At 38.9% G+C, this 23,013-nt stretch carries 19 protein-coding genes; 6 read left to right on the forward strand and 13 right to left on the reverse strand.

Annotated features, from left to right (window positions below):
- Nucleotides 1–62: 62 nt before the first annotated feature.
- The 8 genes from rhlP to dapB form a co-directional block, all read right to left on the reverse strand.
- Complete coding sequence (rhlP, locus tag AC27I2_RS10470; protein WP_487204247.1) at nt 63–893, reverse strand: rhombotarget lipoprotein; 831 nt, start codon at nt 891–893, stop codon at nt 63–65.
- Nucleotides 894–905: 12 nt separating this feature from the next.
- Nucleotides 906–1,250 carry a VOC family protein gene (locus AC27I2_RS10475; RefSeq protein WP_487204248.1) on the reverse strand — a complete coding sequence of 115 codons (345 nt, stop codon included), beginning with the start codon at nt 1,248–1,250 and terminating at the stop codon, nt 906–908.
- A gap of 364 nt (nt 1,251–1,614) precedes the next feature.
- Complete coding sequence (locus AC27I2_RS10480; protein ID WP_487204249.1) at nt 1,615–2,064, reverse strand: hypothetical protein; 450 nt, start codon at nt 2,062–2,064, stop codon at nt 1,615–1,617.
- Between the two features lie 124 nt (nt 2,065–2,188).
- Entirely contained in the window at nt 2,189–3,232 is a 1,044-nt protein-coding gene (locus tag AC27I2_RS10485; RefSeq protein WP_487204250.1) for a S66 family peptidase, read from the reverse strand.
- A 131-nt stretch (nt 3,233–3,363) separates the two neighbouring features.
- Nucleotides 3,364–3,840 (reverse strand): transcription elongation factor GreA, encoded by a 477-nt coding sequence (gene greA / locus AC27I2_RS10490; RefSeq protein ID WP_006792433.1) that lies wholly within the window; start codon nt 3,838–3,840, stop codon nt 3,364–3,366.
- A 47-nt stretch (nt 3,841–3,887) separates the two neighbouring features.
- Nucleotides 3,888–7,106, reverse strand: a complete 3,219-nt coding sequence (gene carB / locus AC27I2_RS10495; RefSeq protein WP_487204251.1) for a carbamoyl-phosphate synthase large subunit — start codon at nt 7,104–7,106, stop codon at nt 3,888–3,890.
- Between the two features lie 16 nt (nt 7,107–7,122).
- On the reverse strand, nt 7,123–8,259 hold the full coding sequence (gene carA / locus AC27I2_RS10500; RefSeq protein ID WP_487204252.1) for a glutamine-hydrolyzing carbamoyl-phosphate synthase small subunit: 1,137 nt from the start codon (nt 8,257–8,259) through the stop codon (nt 7,123–7,125).
- 362 nt (nt 8,260–8,621) lie between these two features.
- The gene (gene dapB, locus AC27I2_RS10505; RefSeq protein ID WP_058404328.1) at nt 8,622–9,419 is read right to left on the reverse strand and encodes a 4-hydroxy-tetrahydrodipicolinate reductase; all 798 of its coding nucleotides are present in this window, start codon (nt 9,417–9,419) and stop codon (nt 8,622–8,624) included.
- Nucleotides 9,420–9,767: 348 nt separating this feature from the next.
- Here dapB and AC27I2_RS10510 point away from each other — a divergent pair, with 348 nt between their 5' ends.
- Both AC27I2_RS10510 and AC27I2_RS10515 read left to right on the forward strand, forming a co-directional pair.
- The gene (locus AC27I2_RS10510) at nt 9,768–11,081 is read left to right on the forward strand and encodes a Na+/H+ antiporter NhaC family protein (protein WP_058404327.1); all 1,314 of its coding nucleotides are present in this window, start codon (nt 9,768–9,770) and stop codon (nt 11,079–11,081) included.
- A gap of 116 nt (nt 11,082–11,197) precedes the next feature.
- Complete coding sequence (locus AC27I2_RS10515) at nt 11,198–11,986, forward strand: nucleoside-binding protein (protein WP_487204253.1); 789 nt, start codon at nt 11,198–11,200, stop codon at nt 11,984–11,986.
- 79 nt (nt 11,987–12,065) lie between these two features.
- Here the strand turns inward: AC27I2_RS10515 and AC27I2_RS10520 are convergent, their stop codons facing one another.
- On the reverse strand, nt 12,066–13,970 hold the full coding sequence (locus tag AC27I2_RS10520; RefSeq protein WP_487204254.1) for a hypothetical protein: 1,905 nt from the start codon (nt 13,968–13,970) through the stop codon (nt 12,066–12,068).
- Nucleotides 13,971–14,075: 105 nt separating this feature from the next.
- Entirely contained in the window at nt 14,076–14,873 is a 798-nt protein-coding gene (locus AC27I2_RS10525) for a M48 family metallopeptidase (protein WP_058551744.1), read from the reverse strand.
- A 180-nt stretch (nt 14,874–15,053) separates the two neighbouring features.
- Between AC27I2_RS10525 and AC27I2_RS10530 the strand changes: the two genes are divergently transcribed.
- On the forward strand, nt 15,054–16,256 hold the full coding sequence (locus AC27I2_RS10530) for a multidrug effflux MFS transporter (protein WP_219421861.1): 1,203 nt from the start codon (nt 15,054–15,056) through the stop codon (nt 16,254–16,256).
- A 30-nt stretch (nt 16,257–16,286) separates the two neighbouring features.
- On the opposite strand, the gene grpE is transcribed toward AC27I2_RS10530, so the two are convergent.
- The gene (grpE, locus tag AC27I2_RS10535; protein WP_058404323.1) at nt 16,287–16,901 is read right to left on the reverse strand and encodes a nucleotide exchange factor GrpE; all 615 of its coding nucleotides are present in this window, start codon (nt 16,899–16,901) and stop codon (nt 16,287–16,289) included.
- A 58-nt stretch (nt 16,902–16,959) separates the two neighbouring features.
- Nucleotides 16,960–17,925, reverse strand: coding sequence for an HrcA family transcriptional regulator (locus AC27I2_RS10540; RefSeq protein WP_058404322.1), 966 nt, complete (start codon nt 17,923–17,925; stop codon nt 16,960–16,962).
- 174 nt (nt 17,926–18,099) lie between these two features.
- Here AC27I2_RS10540 and nadK point away from each other — a divergent pair, with 174 nt between their 5' ends.
- The 3 genes from nadK (at nt 18,100) to recN (ending at nt 21,369) form a co-directional block, all read left to right on the forward strand.
- Nucleotides 18,100–18,984, forward strand: a complete 885-nt coding sequence (gene nadK, locus AC27I2_RS10545; RefSeq protein WP_058404321.1) for an NAD(+) kinase — start codon at nt 18,100–18,102, stop codon at nt 18,982–18,984.
- Nucleotides 18,985–19,062: 78 nt separating this feature from the next.
- Complete coding sequence (locus AC27I2_RS10550) at nt 19,063–19,620, forward strand: hypothetical protein (RefSeq protein ID WP_219421864.1); 558 nt, start codon at nt 19,063–19,065, stop codon at nt 19,618–19,620.
- Between the two features lie 75 nt (nt 19,621–19,695).
- Nucleotides 19,696–21,369 (forward strand): DNA repair protein RecN, encoded by a 1,674-nt coding sequence (gene recN, locus AC27I2_RS10555; protein ID WP_487204255.1) that lies wholly within the window; start codon nt 19,696–19,698, stop codon nt 21,367–21,369.
- Nucleotides 21,370–21,753: 384 nt separating this feature from the next.
- Here recN and AC27I2_RS10560 read toward each other — a convergent pair whose 3' ends face one another.
- Nucleotides 21,754–22,695 carry a GGDEF domain-containing protein gene (locus AC27I2_RS10560; RefSeq protein WP_487204342.1) on the reverse strand — a complete coding sequence of 314 codons (942 nt, stop codon included), beginning with the start codon at nt 22,693–22,695 and terminating at the stop codon, nt 21,754–21,756.
- Between the last annotated feature and the right edge of the window lie 318 nt (nt 22,696–23,013).

Genomic DNA, 23,013 nt, shown 5'->3' on the forward strand with positions numbered 1-23,013 from the left:
GCAAAAATTGAATAATGCGGCGTTTTAAATTTAAGTATTTAACGACTTAGTTGCGTAGATATTTAGCTGTTTATGTTCCTGCGCTTTAAAACAAGTAGCGATGTTAAAAACAGAAAAAACACACTAAACGCCCCTGCGCTGCTCGAGCCATCTTTATTTTCTATTTTTGCAATTTTTTCTTCTTTTACCCGTGTTTTAAAGCGGGCTAATTCTGCATCTAAATTTAGGCTCATATCGGTAACCGCTAAATTAAACCCCTCAAGTGACTTTTCATTGAGCGTTTCGTCAATACCAATAGCGGTAGTTCTTTTTTCAAGCTTGCTGATACCGGGTGCTCTAAAAAGCATTTTTTTACTTTTTATATCAAAAACAGCTGTGTCGACAAAGGTTTGAATAGTATTTTCATTACCTGGGATCACATACATACCTACAATGGTCCAATACAATAATGCAGCGTTATTTTCATAGGTTTGTGTTACTTGATCGTAAGAAACCAATGCCATTACATCTACATCGTATAGTCGGCCTACTTGTTCAAGTGCTGAAAACCCTTCCCCACCTTTGAGGTATGTACTTGGAATCACTTCTATGCGGTCAATGTAATCATATTGTAAAAACGACTTTTTTACTTTTTCGAGCAACGCTACCTCATTTTGACTTTCAATACCGTTTGCTCGCCACTCTTTCGACGGCACAAATGAAATACCCACTGTAACGGGTAATTTCAACACCGGAATTTCTGGTTTATACGCAGCACGGCTATCCTCGTTTGGATAAAGAAAGTCAACCAAACTGCTAGAACGCGTATTTTTATTAGAGTGATTACTGACAAGCGCACTACATGAGGTCAGTAAAAAGACCATCAACATGACAAAAAATGTACTTTTTTTCATTATTATTCCTTTTTAATTAAATTCAGTTATGTGCAAAAGCTCGCCCGAAGGTCCCCATAAATAAATCAGTTTACCCCACGGCTCTTGTTTTATCCCTTCAAAGCGAATATCAAAGCGAGTTAACTTACTAATAGTGTTAAAAGCTTCGTTTATGTTTAATACGCACACTTGAAGCATTAAATTTTCAGCAAATTCTTGGTTGTAGTAACGCTGTAAAAACAAACTACATTCACCTGATGTTGCAATGCTTAAATCAGCTGACGCCGGCTCAACATTAAAGCCTAGCGCCTGATAAAATGCACACGATTGTTCATAGTTTTTACACGGAACAAACACTCTAATATCATCTATTTTCATTGTTATCCTGTTGTTATTTAGGTGCAGCAGGGCTTATTAACTTATTTTTGAAAGCGACTTTGATTAGATTCTCATTTTTCTGGGCAATCGTCATCAAATAAACGTTACCCAAGCCCACTAAAACTAGTGCGCATAGATTTTTAGCGATTTAAGTTAGAGCAATTTATCTGGGGTTTAACTAAGGCAGGATCTATGTTGTTAATTATCATAAATAAGTAATAATGCAGCATAATAGCCAAACATGCGGCGCCATTTAGATTGCTCTAGGGTAGTTAACCCTTTGCGACTGCATTAATGCGAGTAAAGGCGAAAGCATCGCTCAGTTATTGCTTCGCCCGCTCGGCTGCACACATCGCTCAATAAATTACACGTAGTTGATATCAATGTTCTCTTTTTCATTTGAATTTAGCAGTGAGTTGAATTGTTGATCTATTTCTTCTTTTGAGCCTAAAAGCTGAAAATCGTAACCTTTACCGTTTCCGTCAATAATTATTGATAACCAATTATCACTTATATTAACAATAGAAATTCGCTTAACTTCGATCGACTCTTGACCTGATAAAAACTTAAAGTGACTCCACTTTGGCTTTGAGATTTTTATTGTGTCGGCGCTTCTCTTTATAAGATTATATGGGGAATGTTTAGCTTTATATTCATCGGTAAATCGATACCTAAACGATAAGCATGCAAAAAATAAAAGCAAAAAAGCAGCTTCAACTTCTTTGTTTACATACCAAATTATAAAAAATGCGATAAACATAACAACGGCAATAAAAGCAAAGCCATTTTTATAATGAGCGTCCGTAATTTTCAACTTAACGATTCCTTTTCAAATACACAATACGTATAAAAACTAATGATTAATTAAGGTAAATTAAAGAGCTTAATTTATCCATTACTTTTTAGATGATTAGCCATCAATAAGAGCGACTTTATAATTAACACAGCTTAGTGCTTAGCGATGCCTCAATCACTTTGCCTTCATTTATCTCTGCATTAATTGTACAGCGTGCCCCATTAATTAAGTTAAGGTTAGGTGCTATATGCCCTATATCGGCATCAAACAGAACTGGGAATATACATTTACCAAGTGCTAATTGAATTGCTTGGTAATAATCAATCTGCTTGTGTGGGCTATTAATAACGGCGCTGCGCCCAAGTATAATACCGTTTACATCAGTAAGTACGCCATTTAGTTTTAATGCAATGAGACTACGTGCTACGGCTGTTGGGCTTAACTCTGCATTTTCAAGGAAGAGCACAAGGCCTTCGGGGGCATACTCTTGTTTAAATCGGTGTAAATCAAGGTATGGAGAGCCAAGCAGTAAGCTGAGCGTATCTAAACAACCACCAAAAAGTCGGCCCGTTATTTCTAATTTACGTGCATCTTTGTAATTTAAACATTGCCATTGCGAAGGCTCAGTAAGTTCGAACAACGCATTCGGTTCGCTTGCATAATCAATTAATTTACTTTGGTATGATGTTGAAGGGACTTGTTCAAATTGCTCGCCTTTTGTGAGCCCTAAAGTGTGAAAAATATTTATACAATTGTACTCAGTTTCATTTGGATGTAGCTGCATTAAGTTAGCAGTATGAAGAGTTGCCCAACCACAACGAGAAGTGAGCACACACGCTAATGTACTAACATCAGAGAACCCCACTAACCACTTTGGTTTAGCCGTTTTCACTATGTTAAAGTCAATATATTGCAAAACGTCTAGGGCGAGCTCTCCACCCCAAGGTGGCATTATTGCAGCAATATTATCGTCAATAAGAAATTGCATTAGCTCTAAAGCTCGCTCTTTAGCGCTGATATTTTGCCTTACACTGTCACCTTCGATGACTTTATACCCTTGCGCTTTTAAACCATTTAGCACCGTATCTAATCGTGTTTGAAAGTGCTTACCAACACCTGACGAAAACGCACAAATTGCAATATTATCATTAGGCTTAAGTGGCTCAGGAAAATTAATTAAGGACATCAGTACTCTCAATTATTAGGATGTAGTCAACCTAACGTACCCAATAAAGTAGACAAAGTCGAGATTATTAAAGGCATAAAAAAACCGATGTAATAACATCGGTTTTTATGTAACGCTAAAGTGAGGATATATTAAAGGTACTCAACTTCAATGATTTCGTATTCAACGTCGCCCTTTGGTGTTTTAATGGTAACTGCATCATCCATTTGCTTACCAATCAAACCACGGGCTATAGGTGAGTTAACAGAAATTAAGTTATTTTTAATATCTGCCTCATCATCGCCCACTATTTGGTATTTAACTTCGGCATCAGTTTCTACATTAACAATAGTTACTGTGGTACCAAAAATAACCTTACCTGTGTTAGGCATTTTAGTTACGTCGATTATTTGAACATTTGAAAGTTTAGCTTCAATTTCTTGAATGCGACCTTCACAAAAACCCTGTTGCTCACGCGCAGCGTGGTACTCAGCGTTTTCTTTTAAGTCACCGTGTTCACGCGCATCAGCGATATCAGCGATAATTTTAGGACGGGTAACTGTTTTTAATTCGTTAAGCTCTTTACGCAGTAAATCTGCGCCACGAACTGTCATCGGAATTGTTTGCATATTTTCTCACTTAACACCAAGGCCTAATTAGGCCTTGGTACATTTCCTTAGTTCAATCGCAGGTGTAGCTCTTGAACTGACGCCACTTTACTGCGGTCATCTGCTTTATTAGCAGTACAGTTAGCGAATGCCGCGTTCAAGGTTGTCGTATAGTTGGTTTTATTTTGCAATGCACCACGACGTAACACCTTCGAATCTTCGATCGCTTGGCGACCTTCGGTGGTATTAACGATATAGCTGTATTCTTTATTCTTAATGTAATCAAGAATATGTGGACGACCTTCGTAAACTTTGTTTACGCGGCGAACGTTAATACCCGCTTCTTCAAGCGCTTTGGCTGTACCACCTGTTGCATCTAATTCAAAACCTAACTCAGTCATGATTTTAGCTAATTCAACAATACGTGGCTTATCGCTATTACGAACAGATAATAACGCGCGACCACCGCGTGGTAAAGTATTGCTTGCACCTAATTGTGCTTTTGCGAATGCTTCGGCGAAAGTATCACCAACACCCATTACTTCACCTGTTGAGCGCATTTCTGGGCCACGTATAGGGTCTACACCTTGGAACTTAGCAAATGGTAAAACCACTTCTTTAACGCTGAAATAAGGTGGGATAATTTCTTTAGTAATGCCTTGGCTTGCTAAAGATTGACCCGCCATACAACGTGCAGCTACTTTTGCAAGCGCAACGCCGGTGGCTTTAGATACAAATGGCACCGTACGTGCAGCACGAGGGTTAACTTCAATTAAATACACTTTGCCATCTTTTACTGCAAACTGTGTATTCATCAAGCCCACAACACCTAGTTCAAGTGCCATATCGGTTACTTGCTTGCGCATAACGTCTTGCACTTCTTGAGATAAAGAATGCGCTGGTAATGAACAGGCAGAGTCACCAGAGTGGACACCGGCTTGCTCAATGTGTTCCATAATACCGCCAATGATTACTTGCTCGCCGTCACAAATTGCATCAACGTCAACTTCTATAGCGTTATCTAGGAAATGGTCTAACAGAACAGGCGCCTCGTTTGAGGCTTGAACCGCTTCAGTCATGTAACGACGTAAATCGTCTTCATCGTATACAATTTCCATTGCACGGCCACCTAATACGTATGATGGGCGAACAACCAGCGGGAAACCAATTTCAGCTGATTTTAAAATAGCTTCTTCAGTCGATGTAACCGTTGCGTTTTCTGGCTGCAGTAAATCTAAACGCTCAACAAGTTGCTGAAAACGCTCACGGTCTTCTGCACGATCAATTGCATCTGGCGAAGTACCAATCACTGGCACACCATTCGCCTCAAGCTCACGCGCTAATTTAAGTGGTGTTTGCCCACCGTACTGAACAATAACACCCTTTGGTTTTTCAACACGTACAATTTCAAGTACGTCTTCAAGGGTAATTGGTTCAAAGTAAAGTCGATCAGACGTATCGTAATCGGTAGAAACCGTTTCAGGGTTACAGTTAACCATGATGGTCTCGTAACCGTCGTCACGAAGTGCAAGCGCTGCATGTACACAACAGTAATCAAATTCAATACCTTGGCCGATACGGTTAGGACCGCCACCAATAACCATGATTTTATCTTTGTCTGTTGGGTTTGCTTCACACTCTTCATCGTACGATGAATACATGTAAGCAGTGTCTGAACTAAATTCTGCTGCACACGTATCTACACGTTTGTACACTGGCACAATGTTTAGTTGATGACGTTTTTTACGAATTTCGGCTTCAGATACACCTGCAATTTCAGCAATGCGTGGATCAGCAAACCCTTTACGTTTAAGCTTGCGTAAAAAATCTGCATTAAGACCAGCCATTCCGCCTTCAGCGATTTTTGCTTCGTCTTTTAAAATGTCTTCAATTTGAACTAAGAACCAGCGGTTAACTTTAGTTAGCTCATAAACATCTTCAACGCTCATACCGTGGCGCATTGCATCGGCAATGTACCAAATACGCTCAGCACCTGGCTCACGTAATTCACGGATGATTTTTTCTTTCGCTTTCGGGTCGTCAAGGGCAACTATTGGGTTAAAACCTGTTGCGCCTACTTCAAGGCCACGTAATGCTTTATGTAATGACTCTTGTTGGTTACGACCAATTGCCATTACTTCGCCCACTGATTTCATTTGCGTGGTTAAACGGTCGTTAGCACCGGCAAATTTTTCAAAGTTAAAACGAGGTATTTTGGTAACAACGTAATCGATTGACGGTTCAAAAGACGCTGGCGTTTTTCCGCCCGTAATATCATTTTGAAGTTCGTCAAGCGTGTAACCTACAGCCAGTTTTGCTGCAATTTTAGCAATTGGGAAACCCGTTGCTTTAGAGGCTAGTGCAGATGAGCGTGATACACGTGGGTTCATTTCAATGATGACCATACGGCCGTCTTTTGGATTTATACCAAACTGTACGTTAGAACCACCGGTTTCAACACCAATTTCACGCAGTACTGCCATAGAGGCATTACGCATAATTTGGTATTCTTTGTCGGTTAATGTTTGCGCTGGTGCAACTGTGATTGAGTCGCCTGTATGCACGCCCATAGGGTCAAAGTTTTCAATAGTACACACAATGATACAGTTGTCTTTTTTGTCACGAACAACTTCTGTTTCGTACTCTTTCCAACCAATCAGTGATTCATCAATTAGTAATTCGTTAGTAGGCGATAAGTCTAAACCGCGCTCACATATTTCTTCAAACTCTTCCATGTTGTAAGCAACACCGCCACCGGTGCCACCCATGGTGAAAGAAGGACGAATGATACACGGTAAGCCGATACGGGTCATTGTATCTTTAGCTTCTTCCATTGAGTGTGCTATCTCTGCACGAGGACATTCAAGACCAATGTTTTTCATTGCAGTGTCAAAGCGTTCACGGTTTTCGGCTTTGTCTATTGCATCAGCCGTTGCACCAATTAGCTCAACGCCATGCTTAGCCAATACACCGTGCTTGTCTAAATCAAGTGCACAGTTTAATGCTGTTTGACCACCCATTGTAGGGAGTACTGCATCTGGCTTTTCTTTTTCAATGATTTTTTCTACTACTTCCCAATGAATTGGTTCGATGTATGTTGCATCCGCCATTTCTGGGTCGGTCATAATCGTTGCTGGGTTTGAGTTAACGAGTATAACTCTATAGCCTTCTTCTCTGAGTGCTTTACACGCTTGTGCACCAGAGTAGTCAAATTCACAAGCTTGACCAATAACAATTGGGCCTGCGCCTAAGATAAGAATGCTTTTTATATCGGTACGTTTTGGCATTATTACTCCAGTTAAATTAGTGTTTACGCGCTTGCATCAAATCGATGAAGTGATCAAATAATGGGGCTGCATCGTGCGGACCTGGACTTGCCTCAGGGTGACCCTGAAAACTAAATGCGGGCTTATCTGTACGATGAATACCTTGCAGCGTGCCGTCAAATAATGACTTGTGTGTTGCACGAAGCGTGCTTGGCAAGCTTGATTCTTGAGCAGCAAAACCATGATTTTGTGCGGTGATCATCACAACATCGCGGTCAAGATCTTTAACTGGGTGGTTACCACCATGGTGGCCAAATTTCATTTTTTCTGTTTTAGCACCCGACGCAAGCGCTAATAATTGATGACCCAAACAAATACCAAAAATAGGCGTGTCGGTTTCTAAAAATGATTTGATAGCATCAATAGCATAGGTACACGGCTCAGGATCGCCAGGGCCATTAGATAAGAAAATACCATCGGGGTTTAATGCAAGTACATCACCAGCACTGGTTTGTGCAGGTACTACGGTAAGTTTACAACCACGGTCAACAAGCATACGTAATATATTACGCTTAACACCGAAGTCGTAGGCTACAACATGAAACTTTTCATCGGCGGTATCTAAGGTTTTAAATCCCTCGCCTAATGCCCAGCTTGATTCGCGCCACTCAAAATTTTCCTTGGTTGAGACAACTTTTGCTAAATCCATGCCTTTTAAGCCTGGGAAGGCTTGCGCAGCTTGAAGCGCTTTTTGTTCGTCTAGTTCGTCACCTGCAATAATACAGCCATTTTGAGCGCCTTTATCGCGCAAAATGCGTGTTAGCTTTCGGGTGTCGATGTCCGCAATACCTAAGATATTACGTTCTTTCAAGTAATCGTCTAACGATTGCTCGTTACGAAAGTTACTTGCTAGCAGTGGCAAATCACGGATCACTAGGCCTTTAGCCCAAATTTGATTCGCTTCTTCGTCTTCGCTGTTGGTACCCGTATTACCGATATGTGGGTACGTCAAAGTTACGATTTGTTCCGCGTACGAAGGGTCAGTCAAAATTTCTTGATAACCAGTCATAGACGTATTGAATACCACTTCACCGACTGACATGCCGTCAGCGCCGATTGCAGTACCGCGAAACACTGTGCCGTCTTCTAGGACTAACAGAGCGGATTTAGTCAAGTTAAACCTCCTAACAGTAAAAAACGGGAGTAAGCAAATTGCCTAACACCCCGCCAATACCCAGAGGGATCGTAAAAACCAGATTTTGTATGAGATTAAATTGTTTTACGCAGTCTTAAATGAGGCCGATATAACCGCTAAATCTTCAACATTTTTTCTTGCCTAAAACTCTTATCATTCCCACTGAACCCCTGATTTTACTAGCCACTTGGGTATAATTGGAAACACGCATTTAGTAATTTTTGGCAAATTGGCTGTATACTACATGATGTTGTGTTTTAGGTCTAACATTATTTGGTAAATCATAATAAATAAGTGCTTTTAGCTAAAATTAGACCCAAACACCCAAAATAGATACTAAACTACTTTAAATCGAGCACATCTTGCATGTCATAAAGTCCTGGTGGTTTATTTTGCAACCAGCCCGCAGCTCTTACAGCACCTAGTGCAAAGGTCATTCTTGAACTTGCTTTGTGCGTTAATTCAAGCCTTTCCCCCATTGTGGCAAAGTATGCGGTATGTTCACCTACTATGTCGCCTCCTCTTAGGACTGAATAACCAATTTCGTTTTGAGATTTTTCAGTTTCAACTTGGCTTCGATCATACACAGCAACCTCTTCGTGGTTCCACCCTTTTGCATCTGCAATTGACTCACCAATTGCCAGTGCGGTGCCCGATGGCGCATCGATTTTATGACGGTGATGCGCTTCAAATATTTCAATATCTAAATCGTCACCAAACTTTGTGGCTGCCGTTTTAACTAAATTCAATAACACATTTACGCCAACACTGTAGTTACGGGCAAACACAATAGGTATATGTTTAGCAGCATTTTCTAATAATGCCATGTCATCGGTCGTTAAGCCTGTAGTTCCAATAACTAATGGAAGGGATTGTTCAACTGCATGCTTTAAGTGGTTACGCATACCCTCTGGCAGGGTAAAATCAATTAAAACATCAACACTTTCGAGTGTGTTTTCGTCGCTAAAACAGACGTTTTTATCGGCAGCACTATTTACTTGGTTTACATTAACTCCAATTAGCGATGACCCACTGCGAACATAGGCACCTGTTAGTTGTGTTTGCTCTTTTATAGTTGCGGCTTCCAATAAAGCTAAACCCATTCTGCCGTTAGCACCAAAAACACCTATTCGAATCATCACTATGCCTTAATCTATTTTTGTTTAAACCGTAAACCGATCGTTTTATATATGTTGAGTGTATATATTGCTGAATTAACATCAATCACTGAAAGTAACTTACTTAGTAGATTTTATCTAAAAGTCATGTAATAGTCAGTCAAGCATTTAATAAAAGAATAATAACAATACCAGTTTACTTTAGCCATCTATACATTTAAACTTCTCTTTCGCGTCGATTTGGTCTTTGGCTTGCGGGCGCTGCATTGCTCTACTATTTGTTAGCTTTTAACAACCTAGTTAGACTTGCTAAATTCAGCTAAAAGAGGAATTTTTGGCTGTGGTAATTAATTGGTTTCGAGGATTATGATGCAGCCATCATTTAATAAAAATAAAGCAATACTTTCTTTACTACCCCTATTAACGTTTGTAGCCCTATTTTTAGGTTCAGGTTTATACCTGCAATCTCAAGGGGTTGATTATGCTTTTTATCAACTTCCAGCACCGGTGGCAATATTACCCGCCATTATGCTTGCCTTTATACTTAATAAAGGCTCTGTCAATCAGTGTGTCGAAACCTTTATAAAAGGGGCTGGGCATAACAACATTATTACTATGTGTTTAATTTACCTGCTTGCTGGTGCATTTTCCGCGGTAGCAAGTGCAACAGGTGGTGTTGACGCAGTCGTTAATGCCGGTTTATCACTAATACCGCCCGCTTTACTACTCCCTGGTTTATTTTTAATAGCCGCAGTTGTATCGACTGCCATGGGCACATCAATGGGTACTATTGGTGCAATTGGCCCAATTGCTTATGCGGTATCGATTAAAACAGGTATAGACCCTGCGCTTATGGCCGGTACTATTGTATCTGGTGCTATGTTTGGCGATAACTTGTCAATTATTTCAGACACCACAATTGCAGCTACGCGTACTCAAGGCTGTGAAATGAAAGATAAATTTAAAGAAAACCTCAAAATAGCGGTACCCGCTGCGGTTCTTACTATAGGTTTATTATTTTACCTTACTCCAGCAGCACAAGTGGTTGAGACACAAGATTACGACATTTGGTTAGTACTCCCTTATGCCTTTATTTTGGTTTTAGCTGTGGCAGGGTTAAATGTATTTGTTGTGTTATTTAGCGGGATTATATTTGCTGCATTAATGGGCTTTACCGGTAGCTACGAAGGTTCAAGCTTTGTAAAAGACATTTATCAAGGCTTTACCGACATGCAGGAGATATTTTTACTCTCTATGTTTATTGGTGGTCTTTCTGAGTTTATTCGCATCAATGGTGGACTTGATTTTATTGCTCAAAAAATTCAAGCCATTACCAAAGTTATTGCAAAATGGCACCGCAAAGTAGCTGACCAGCTTGGTATTGCAGCCCTTGTGATGACAAGTAACGTTTGTATTGCCAATAATACCGTTTCAATTATTGTGGCGGGACCTATTGCTAAAAAGTTAGCTGACGATGGTCAAATTAGTGGCAAACGCTCTGCAAGCCTACTTGATATTTTTGCCTGTGTAACTCAAGGCTCATTACCTTACGGAGCACAAGCACTATTACTTGGCGCTACGTTTAAAATTAGCCCATGGGAAGTCTCTACATCGTCTTATTACTGTTTCATTTTAGCATTTACCGCTATTGCAATAATTTGTTTACGTCGTAATAAAGCTTAAAAGCCTCCCCCTGTTGCAGCTTAAAAACAAGCTGCAACATATTACTCTACATATTAATCACGTTTGCTATAATGCGCTCCTTCGCGTGTCACTAAAATTATAGTTAAATACAGATTATGAAATTAAATAAATTACTTCCCTTTGTCACCCTTACATCTATTGCGTTATCGTCTTCTGCTTTTGCCGCTAATTGGAGCAGCACAGCATTACACATTAACAATGGTAAGCAAAAAAACCCTTTTACTGAGCAAAAGTCTGATACGACTGTTTACTCTGTTCAACATGCATCAGGTTACGATTACGGCGATAACTTCTTTTTTATCGATTACAGTAAAGACAATACAACTGACGGCTATCAAGACAGTGATTTTTACGGCGAGTGGTATTCAACCGTCAGCTTATCGGCGATCAGCGGTAAAAAAATTGGCACTGGTGCGTTATTAGATGTTGGCCTTACCGGCGGAATTAACGTAGCTGGCGATGCTAAAGTAATGAAATATTTACCGGGCGTTAAGTTAAGCTGGGATGTGCCTGGGTTTAACTTTTTTCAAACAATTGTAACAGCTTACATTGACGACAGTGAAGGTGTCGCTAAAGGCGGTGCCCCCATAGAAACAAATAGCTGGATGTTTGATGTAGCTTTTGAGTACCCTTTTACCGTTGGCTCACAAAAATTTAGCTTTAAAGGCCACGCCGAGTATATTGCTGAACGAGAAGATGAATTTGGTAACGATGTAGAAGCATGGATACTCGCGCAACCTATTTTAGTGTGGGACATGGGTCATGCCCTTAAAATGCAAGAAAACACACTATTACTAGGCATGGAGCTTCAATACTGGCACAACAAGCTAGGTACTGAAGTGACAGAAACCGTTCCGCAAATTCATGTAGAGTGGACCTTTTAAAGAACAAAGTAAATTAAGAAGTGCGAACCATTTCGCACTTTTTTAAGTTCAAAAATATATGTTTTATTCAAGTATTAACCTACCGACAGTTAACTGAGAAGTAGTCGTCCCCGCTCATTACTTCTAACTCAGGAAAGTGTGTTATCAGACTATCATAGCTTTTTTTAGATTGAATTTTGAGTGCAAATGCAGCTCGAAGGTGTTGCGGTTCAATGCGAACTCCATTGCGAGTAAAAAAGTCTATAAATGCTTTATTTTTCTTATTTTCATAGGTAATTGGATTGCCGGAATGAATAGAAAGTTCTGAATAATTTTGGATAAAAAAATAAAAAGGATCTAGTTCATTCTCAGTATTAAAAGCAACACCATGCAGCCTAGTGTTTAATATATCGAAGGGTTCAAAAACGCCTTTAGCTGCAAAACTATTCAATAAACTCTGCGCATCTTTTAACTGCTCGAAATTAAATGAATTAAGCCACAATGTTAACCCTTTTAATCCTGCCAACCCTCCTAATAATTCCGAATGACTACTCGACGGTTTTAAACCCACATTACTTAGTCTAGCTATAATTTCTTGCTCATCTAAGCTAGTTGCTTGCAGGTAATCTCGAGCAAAAATAACTGCTAAAATAGATTTTGCTTCAGGTAACAAAACAGGTAAATCTAAGTTTTCTAAATCGAGCTCCTCCAACGAGGAGCTTTGATCAGCCATTGCTTGATTAATTATCTTACTCACTGAAGTCATCTGACTTTTTATTAACGGTGAGTTCTGTAAAGCTTTTTTATTTTGACAGTGCTTAAATTCAGGTGAAGATTTAATCTTTGCAATGAAAGGCTGGTCTTTAAATGTTTCAATTTCATTGGGTGTTAATTCACGGCTTGTAAGCCAATCCGTCGTTGATTGACACTTTTTAAGGTCCAGTTGTTGCTCGCCAGTTAAATTGTATTCTTTTATGTTCAGTTGCAATATAGGACTCGGTTTCTCTATATCATCGACTAAAACGATTTTAATAACTATTCCTTCGTTACTTAATTTCTCAACCCCCTTATTAACCTCTTCGTTACTAAACCAGGGATGTGTAATTTTTTGATAATAAACCTGCTTATCTAATAACCCTAAAAGAGTTAAGAACAATTTATGATCTGTTGGATTAGTAATTTCATAATCTTCACCACCTATAATAGTGAGAAAATTCAATGCTAATTTATTATCGAAGTTTACATCTGATAACTTTAAATCAGGGTAACGCTGCAAAAGCATAATAGCGGATTGTAACTGCTGTTTAGTCAACAACAGATTTAAAATTGAATTTAAAGGAGAAAGTTGATTATTGTTAAGGACATCATATGGGATTTCTGAAAAAGTCCGTTCAATTTCGTTAAAAATTTCAACGGCAGAGGCATTTGTTGAGCTGACCTTTTTGTAAAGCGTATCTGTGGGCAAGTTTTTCCAGAGCATATCCAAAGAGTCTGTGTAATCGACAACAGTTGTTATGTTTAAGTCAGGTGCGTTAACATAATCGTATTGAGCGATTAATCTTTCACTATTCGTTATTGATTGTAAAATCGGAAGCAGCTTTTCAACTGACTCTGCTAATGCCGCTTTATCATACCAAGTTTTAGCTACTGACCAGTAGCTCGAAAACCATATGGCCTCGGCGACCTGCTTTGCTGTATACCCGTTTTTAAAGGCTTGTGAAGCCTTGAGTTCAATATCACGCTCATTATTATCTCGTAGCTGATACTGTTTATAATTTAGTTCTTTGCATTGAGCCTTATTCGGGATATCAGTAGGAAATGGCTGTTTAACATAAATTTTTTTGGTATTTGTGTTATTCCCAAAATTAACTTTTTGCTTTTTAATATCAACATTGTCTTCTGTTGGTGTAAGTAGGGTTGAATTTGGACCCTTACTGGATAATACACTAAAAACTGTAATTAAGCTGATCAAAACAACGCCAGTTATTACAACTATTTTCTTCATCCTTGAATCTTCCTATTTTTAGCCTACTTCAAACTACATGTTTTCATTTTCAAGTTAATTGAAGTAGGCTCGCAAACTAATGTTAAACGAGTTTGTAAGGTTTTGTTAAAGCTTACACTGTGGATTTTTATCTTGTGCTTTAGCCTTTTTTTGCTCACTTAATGCTTTACTCATTTGCGACTGCAAATTTGCAATACGGCTCGTTGGTGCTGGGTGAGTAGACAAAAATTCTGGCGTTGCACCACTGCCCGCTTGGCTCATATTTTGCCAAAGCGTTACAGACTCTTTAGGATTAAACCCTGCTTGCGCCATAAGTTCTAAACCTATGGTGTCGGCCTCAGATTCATGTGAGCGGCTAAACGGTAAAACCACACCATATTGAGCGCCCAAGCCCAGCCCTTGCATAATTTCATTGCGGTATTGCACGTTACCCATTTCTAGCGCAACACTCCCCAATTGCATTCCCGTGCTTAACAATGAACTTTGTGACACACGTTCATTAGAGTGTTCTGCAATTACGTGCCCTACTTCATGTCCTAAAACAGTAGCTACTTGATCTTGATTAGTCGCTATTTTAAGCAACCCAGTGTGGACACCAATATAACCGCCAGGCAAAGCAAAGGCATTTGCTGAGTCATCTTCAAACACGACCACTTCCCAGTTTTGAGACGCATACTCATTAGGTAGAACGGCAATTACTTTATTAGCAATACAATTTACATATGTATTGGTTTTTGGATCTTTATTAATTGGCTGATTTTTTTTCATGTCAGCAAAACTCGCCGTACCCATTTCACTCATTTGCTGATCTGAATAAAGCGCTATTTGAGTACGCCCTGTTGGCGATGTTTTACACCCAGCTAAAACAGCCGTTGCTATTAGTGCCAATACCAATTTTTTCATTGTATTACCTTAAGTCATTTATACTGCAATTAGGATAGCAAACACAGTGCCAGTTTAAAATCATTGGTTTAAGTGAAGTGCTTTGCGATGAAGTAAGTAACCTACCAGCTAAACTAAGTTTATACATATACAATGCCCTGCTACACTATAGCCCTTGTTTTAGTTACCTTGAGTTTATGTATGGGCGCCTCGTCTACGTCTTTTAATACCCGTATTTTATTGCCTTTATTAGCCAGTATTGTTGCTATTACGCCCCTTGCAATTGATATGTACTTACCCGCAATGTTGGTCATTGCGAATAATTTACAAACAAGTATGCCAAACGTACAAATATCGCTCAGCATTTATTTAGCAGGTTACTCGTTAGGCATGTTGTTTTTTGGCCCAATAGCGGATCAAATTGGCCGTCGAAAACTGGCTAAAATTGGTTTAACGTTATTTGGGTTAACCTCTACCGCGTTAGCATTTACAACAGAGATCCATACTTTTTGGGCACTAAGAGCAGTACAAGCCTTTACTGGCGCTGCAGCTACGGTGGTTGTGCCAGGGATAATAAGGCATATTTATCAGCAAAACACGGCAAAAGGTATGTCGTATGTATCGATGATCATGATGGTTGCACCATTAATAGCACCATCTGTGGGCTCATTTATTTTAGGATTTTCGGTTTGGTCTACCATATTTTTAGTATTAGCGGCTTATAGCTTTATAATCCTTGTGTTTGTGCAAATATATTTAATTGATATACCTATTCATACCAGCGAAAAGAAAGGCTTAGCACTGTTTTTTGACAGTTATAAAACTGTTTTGAGTAATACCGATGCACGCGCAGATATTTTAAGCTCAATGTTTGTCTCGTTTGGCTTTTTTTGCTTTTTAACCTCAGTGCCTTTTATTTATTTAGACTTATACAAAGTGTCGGAGCAAGTGTTTGGGGTACTATTTGCCTTTAACGTAATGGCATTGATGTTTGGTAACTTTTTAAATACACGCATTGTGCCCCGTATCGGTTCACGCAAAATGTTATATATTGGCTTGGTGTGCGGTTTTATATCAGGGCTATGCCTTTTAACTTTTAGTATTTTGCATTTATCGCTTTACTATATAGTCGCTGCAATCGCACCATTAATGATGAGTTTAGGCGTAACTGCCAGTAATGCCGATTCGTTAATACTCATGAAATTTGAAAAAAACACCGGCACAGCGACTGCCGTGATTGGTACGCTTAGGTTTGGCAGCGGTGCCTTGGTGGGTCCTATTCTTGCTGTTATGCATGCTCAAAGCTCGGTGCCATTTTCGAGCCTCATGTTTAGCGCAGTGCTACTGACTATATTAGTGCAGATAATTCATTATAAAAAAGACAAAAAAAATGCCTCTATTTGAGGCATTTTTTAAATTTTATAAAGAGCTAAATTAAGCATCAGCTGCTTTTGAAACCATTACCATAGCTGGGCGTAATAAACGTCCATTTAATGTGTAGCCTTTTTGCATTACTGCCAATACAGTATTAGGTGTTACATCGTTGCTTGGCTGAATTGACATTGCTTGATGGAACTCTGGGTTAAATTGCTCGCCTTGTGGGTTAACAATTTCAACGCCAAATTTAGCAACAGCATCGTTAAAGCTTTTAACCGTCATATCAATACCTTCAAGCAGCGGCTTTAACGTTTCGTTTTCTTTATCAGAAAACTCAATAGCGCGCTCAAGGTTATCAATTACAGGTAGTAATTCGTTTGCAAACTTTTCTAATGCAAATTTGTGTGCTTTTTCTACATCTTGTGCAGCACGACGTCGAATGTTATCAACGTCGGCAGCGGCACGTATAACACCGTCTTTTTGATCTGCAATAGTTTGCTTAGCAGCTTCTAGCTCTGCGTAAAGCATCGCAATTTCAGCTTCAGGGCTTTGCTCTTGATCTGCTTCGTGTTGCTCTGCAGCTTCTACCGCTGCTTCAACGTCAGCTTCCATTTGAGCTACTTCTTCGTTTAGTTCTACTTCTTGCTCAGGGTTTTGTGTCTGCTCAGACATAAAATACGTGCTCCAATTCTTTTCAACTGCGGTAATTATGGGGATTGAATAAAAAGATTCAAGAGTTTGATGTCTCAATTAATTTAAATTCTTGGATTATTTGTTCTATTTGCGCTGATTTTGGGCAAATGATACAAAAGCGGCTTTGGTATTCTTGATTTTGAAAGTACGGGACGCTGATGGTTATTAAATCATTACACTCACTAAACGGAAGCTTTTTACCGCTGATCACCGATACACCATTTTTAAATGCCAGCGCGTCTTCAACAAAGTTCAAAAACGACACCCCAATATTTAAACTCTTTTCACAATTTATTTTTTTATAGAGGTAGTTTTCACCTACAACGATACTGTTGTCTGAGCCTAATTTTTGACTTAGCTGTCGTGTCCACTGAGTGAGCGAGTCGTGACAGTTTTTAGGCGCGGTGTTTGCCATTGCTTGCATTCTGTACAAGCCTTCCATCAATGTTTGTTGGCTAAACACTGTATTTAACCATGTTGCAAATTGGTACCGAACCGTATCTGAGGCATCATGTGGCTTATCAATACAAATATTATGACTTTGCCCTGCTCGATCGATCAGTAAAATAAGCCAATCAGTAGAATCAAAATCAAGTACCTCGACTCTAAATACATGCTGTGAGCTCACTTGCGGTAAACCAACACAACAACACACCTGATATTTTTGACTCAAGCCATGTGCTAATTCAACTAGCTGGGCTTGTTCTGGCTGCCAGTAGTTAGCAATATCTGATAACGGAAAAAACTCATCAAACCAATAATTAAACCCTTCATCTGTAGGGACACGTCCTGCAGAAGTATGAGGGGAGTACAATAAACCCACTTTTTCAAGACGAGCCATTGCATTGCGAACGGTTGCTGAACACACAGCCATGCTTTTTAGCTTAGCAATTTTTGTTGATGGAACGGGCAACCCCTCACCATTACAGTACATGTTCATTACAGCTGAGAATATTTGCTGATCGCGCGGGTTTAGTTTCATGTTATCTACATCTTGTTGCATGAAACTTATATCGGGGCATTTAATGTTATTTCAAGTCATGCGTGCCTTTGTTAAGCAATATAAAACAAAAAGATTAAACTAAATTGAATCAAACTCATTTAGTTAAAATCTGTATTTTCAAACACTTTGCTTTTGAGTTACTCTACAATTATTAAAACTTATTGTGTGCAGATTATGGATTCTCCTTTCAAAACTATTGGCCTTATTGGCAAACCAAATCATCCGAAAGCTGCTGCAACGCTTCAGCGCTTGCATACATTTTTACTGGCACTTGGTTTTGAAGTTATTGTTGAAAAGCGAACAGGTGGGCAATTAGTCGATGTGCCCAAAGAAAACCTTGTTAAACTAGTGGATTTGGGCGAACACGCTGACCTGGCAATCGTTGTGGGTGGTGATGGTAATATGTTGGGAGCAGCGCGTGTGCTTGCTCGTTTCAACATTGCTGTCATTGGCGTTAACCGAGGAAACCTCGGCTTTTTAACCGACTTAGATCCTGAAGGCTTTGAAGCTAGCCTCGAACATGTTCTGAGTGGCCAGTTTATAGAAGAAAACCGCTTTTTATTGGAAGTAGAAGTCTATCGCCACAATGAACTAAAAAGTGCAAATTTAGCGGTAAATGAAGCTGTATTGCATGCCGATAAAGTGGCCCACATGATTGAGTTTGAGGCATTTATAAATAGCGATTTTGTATTCTCTCAGCGCTCTGATGGGTTAATTGTATCTACACCAACGGGCTCAACTGCTTACTCGCTTTCTGGTGGCGGTCCAATATTAACGCCTGAATTAAATGCAATATCTTTAGTACCTATGTTTCCACACACGCTATCAAGTCGACCTTTAGTTGTCGACGCCGATAACGAAGTAAGGCTAAAACTTAGCTTAGACAATACAGACAGTTTGCAAGTCAGTTGCGACAGCCACGTTGTGCTCGCCGTTTTACCCGGTGACGAAGTGGTAATAAAAAAAGCGGATAAAAAATTGCGGTTAATTCATCCAAAAAACTACTCTTACTACAACGTTTTACGTACAAAATTAAATTGGGGCAGCCGTTTATACTAATTTTATTGCTAAAGGTTTATCTTTAGCGCAAAATGCAGCTTATAACAACAATACACCAATTTTTAGGAACAAATAGCAATGACATATGTCGTATTTTTTGCTTTGCTACTGTTAATTACCCTTTTAGCAACCTACTTAAAAATAGAAAGCAATCGACGCAAAGCAATCGAAGCTCAAAAAAAACAATTTAATGAACGAGTGTCGCAAGTTGGCGGACGCCTAAAGTCAAAATTAAATGAATTAGTAGAGGTGAAAATTCTTCGTCCTAAATACGCACCGCGAATTCAAGCAATAGTGTCTAACTTTTTTGTCGTTCAAAAACACACGGACGAGAATTTACAAACCCTTGAAGATGTATCTGACCTATTAATCAATACACTATCTAACGAATTAACCAAAGCTAACCAAATTGGCAATGGCCAAAGTTTGGAGGAAAACATCCAGTACTTTGTGTCTGAACTTCCGCAGCAAGGTATTTCGTATAACAAAACGTTTTACTCAGAGGCATTACCAAACCTTATCGAATTAATAAAAACGAATGACACACCACAACCCCTTGATAATACAGAAAATGAATACACCCCAGAAAGTCAAGACTCGAACAACCAGCTCAATCAACATGCTAATATGGCCTAAATAATCAAAAATTAATTTGCAAAAAAGCTAAACACTGTATAAATTACCAGTTAATTAACTGGATGGATAAACAGTATGTTAGTTGGTTTAGAAATTAAAAATTTTGCGATAGTTAGTAACTTAAGCACTGAGTGGCAAAATGGCATGACTGCCATTACCGGTGAAACAGGCGCTGGTAAGTCTATTGCTATTGATGCACTTTCATTATGTCTTGGAGAGCGCGCTGAAGCCTCTGCGGTAAGACCTTCTGCAGACAAAGCCGAGGTATGCGCTCAATTTGATATAAGCGCACTCCCGCTAGCTCAAGCATTTTTGGAACAACACTTTCTAACTAGTACTGATAACGATTGCTTACTCAGACGTGTGGTATGCAAGAACGGCAGGAGCAAAAGTTATATTAACGGAAGCTCAGTGACTGCATCTCAGCTTAAAGAACTTGGTCAGTACTTAATCTCTATACATGGACAACACGCCCATCAACACCTTTTAAAAGCAGAACATCAATTACATCTTCTTGATGCATATGCTGGCCACCAAGCGCTGGTTACCAAAGTTAGTGAAAGTTATAAACAATTTGCTAGCCTTCAAAAAGAATTTAAACATTTAGAACAGCAACAACAGCAACAAGCAGCACAAAAGCAACTGCTAGAATACCAAGTGGCAGAGCTTGACGACTTTAACTTACAAGCAGGTGAGTTTGAACAAGTTGAGGCTGAGCATTACAAGTTAAGTAACAGCCAAACAATTTTAGAGTCATGTCAAAAAGAGCTCCAATACCTGTATGAAGGCGAAGAGCAAAGTGCGTGTTCTGTATTACAGCACAGTGCACAGCAATTTGCAGATTTAGCGCAATATGATGAAAGCTTAGCCAGTGTCGCTACAATGTTAGAAGAAGCGGCTGTTCAGGTTGAAGAAGCTAGCAGAGAAATCCGTAACTATACAGAACAGGTTGATTTAGACCCTGCGCGTTTAACTGAAATAGAAGACAGGTTAAGTGGCGCAATGGATTTAGCCCGCAAGCACCATATAAAACCGCAGGCATTAGTTGAATTTCATCAGTCAATTTCACAAGAGCTAGAGTCTATTAGTAATAATAGTTCGCGGTTGGAGCAACTTGACTCTGAAATAAACGATGCATTACTTAACTACAAGCAAGCAAGTGAAGCGCTAAGTATTAGTCGCAGAGGGTATGCTAACACCTTAAACACCTTAATAAGTGAAAGCATGGCAAATCTATCCATGGAAAATGGTGTATTTGAGATTTCACTTATTGAAGAGCCAGAACGAGCACCCAACATTTTGGGCCATGATAGTGTTTCGTTTTTAGTGTCGACCAACCCTGGACAGCCCCTTCAACCTCTAGCTAAGGTAGCATCTGGTGGTGAGCTTTCACGTATTAGCCTAGCTATTCAGGTGATTATTGCCCAAAAAGTAACAACACCAACATTAATATTTGATGAGGTAGACGTAGGCATTTCTGGGCCTACTGCCTCTGCAGTTGGCAAACTATTAAGGCAACTTGGTAAGTCGACTCAGGTGATTTGTGTAACCCATTTACCGCAGGTTGCAAGTAGTGCACATCAGCAATTTTTTGTAGCAAAAGAAATTGCTAAAGGTGAAACATTTACCAACATGTTGGCACTAACAAAAGACGGTAGAATCGACGAAATAGCAAGATTACTTGGCGGTGACAATATAAGTAAAACAGCAAAAGCGAACGCAAAAGAGTTAATAAAAGCGCATGTGTAAATTAAAGCTAATTAACTGCATAACATGATTTCAATTTTAAATAAGGCGTTTTATGTTAAGTGATTCTGCTTTAACTTTTATGATTATAAGCTGCCTGCTAGTTTTAATTAGTATAGTGCTAACCCTATTTAGCCGCTATAAACACACACAATTTAAACAACACTTGATGGTTTTTTTAAATATTACCTTGCTTACTCAAATAACTTTAAGCATTTACAATTTAACTAGTAACCAAAATGATAACTTAAATAATTTCATTGTTAGTTGTACATGTGTTTTGCTGGCTCAAATACTGTGTAATGTATTTTGTTATATGAGTTTAAAAAGGCGAATTGCTAAGGTAAAGCGAACGCTTGATTCATTCTCAATGGAATAGCAATAAAGCTACTCGGAGCAAGTTCTGTTTTTACCTTGCTCTTTTGCTTTATAAAGCAATTCATCTGCGCGCTTGATATCGATATCTATAGAATCACTTTCACGGGATTGAACAACCCCCATACTTATCGTCAAGCTCAAGCTCTGAGAAGATGTATCAACCGGAAATTGTTTTAACGCAGCATGAATTTTATTTGCGATTTCTTCACCCTTTGCATTAAATACATGCGGAATGGCAATCAAAAATTCTTCCCCGCCCCAGCGAGATGCTACGGCATTATTTGGAATATGTTGGTTTAAAATATTTGCTAGGTGAATAAGGGCTTCATCACCAAAGCTATGCCCGTATTCATCGTTAACTTTTTTAAAGTTGTCTACATCGCACAAAATAAGTACAAACGGTGTTTGCTCTTTGGTGAGAGCTAATTTAAATTCTTTTAACTTATTCATGGTGTAGCGCCGGTTAGGTAAACCCGTTAGAGGATCAATCGTCGCTAACAATTCATTTTTTTTACTTAGTGCTAATATTTTTTGATTATATTTTTCCCTTGAGTTTTCATAAAAACCACTCAACATTGCAACAATAATAAATGAGAACAAAATTCGATAAGGGAACTGACTCGGTTGGTAGTCATAAAAGCTGAAAGTATGAGCGCAATAAAAGGCAAAAACTACAGCGAGTAAAAATAATAAAATATCAAAAATACCGCGCCTTAAACCTCTAATCGAAAACGTAACTGGCGAAACGATAAAAATCCAAATAGGACCAGTTCCCTGCGCGCCTCCAGTTAAAACCAGATAAATCATCAATGCATATAAGTTATAAAGTATTGCACTGGCTGATTTTTCTACCGATTTATAAATACTCAATGCCCACGCATAAATAAATGAGGAACACAGTAAGGTAGAAAATAAGAAATAATCGCTGTTGGAATAGGCGATGCAAGCCATCACAAAAGTAGCAATAAAGCCTATTGATGAAAAAAACCTAACTATCAGTTTTCTTTCTGGATTGTTTGAATATTCATGCATAGTAAGCGCGATTTTTCTTATATTATTGAATTAATTTTCAGCAAGGCTGCTACTAATTCTTCTTGATAACACTCAATACTCTCCTTTTTAAGCAGTTAAATCAAGATTGAAGTATTACTCATGTAAAATTAATGCTGGTACCTTTTAAGCGAATTATAACTTTATGAATTTTAAAACTACGCATTTGTATATTTTGTTCACACAACCAAATTATCATCGATAACTAAAATGGTCAAA

The sequence above is a fragment of the Pseudoalteromonas sp. NH0006-46 genome (genome assembly GCF_057547735.1).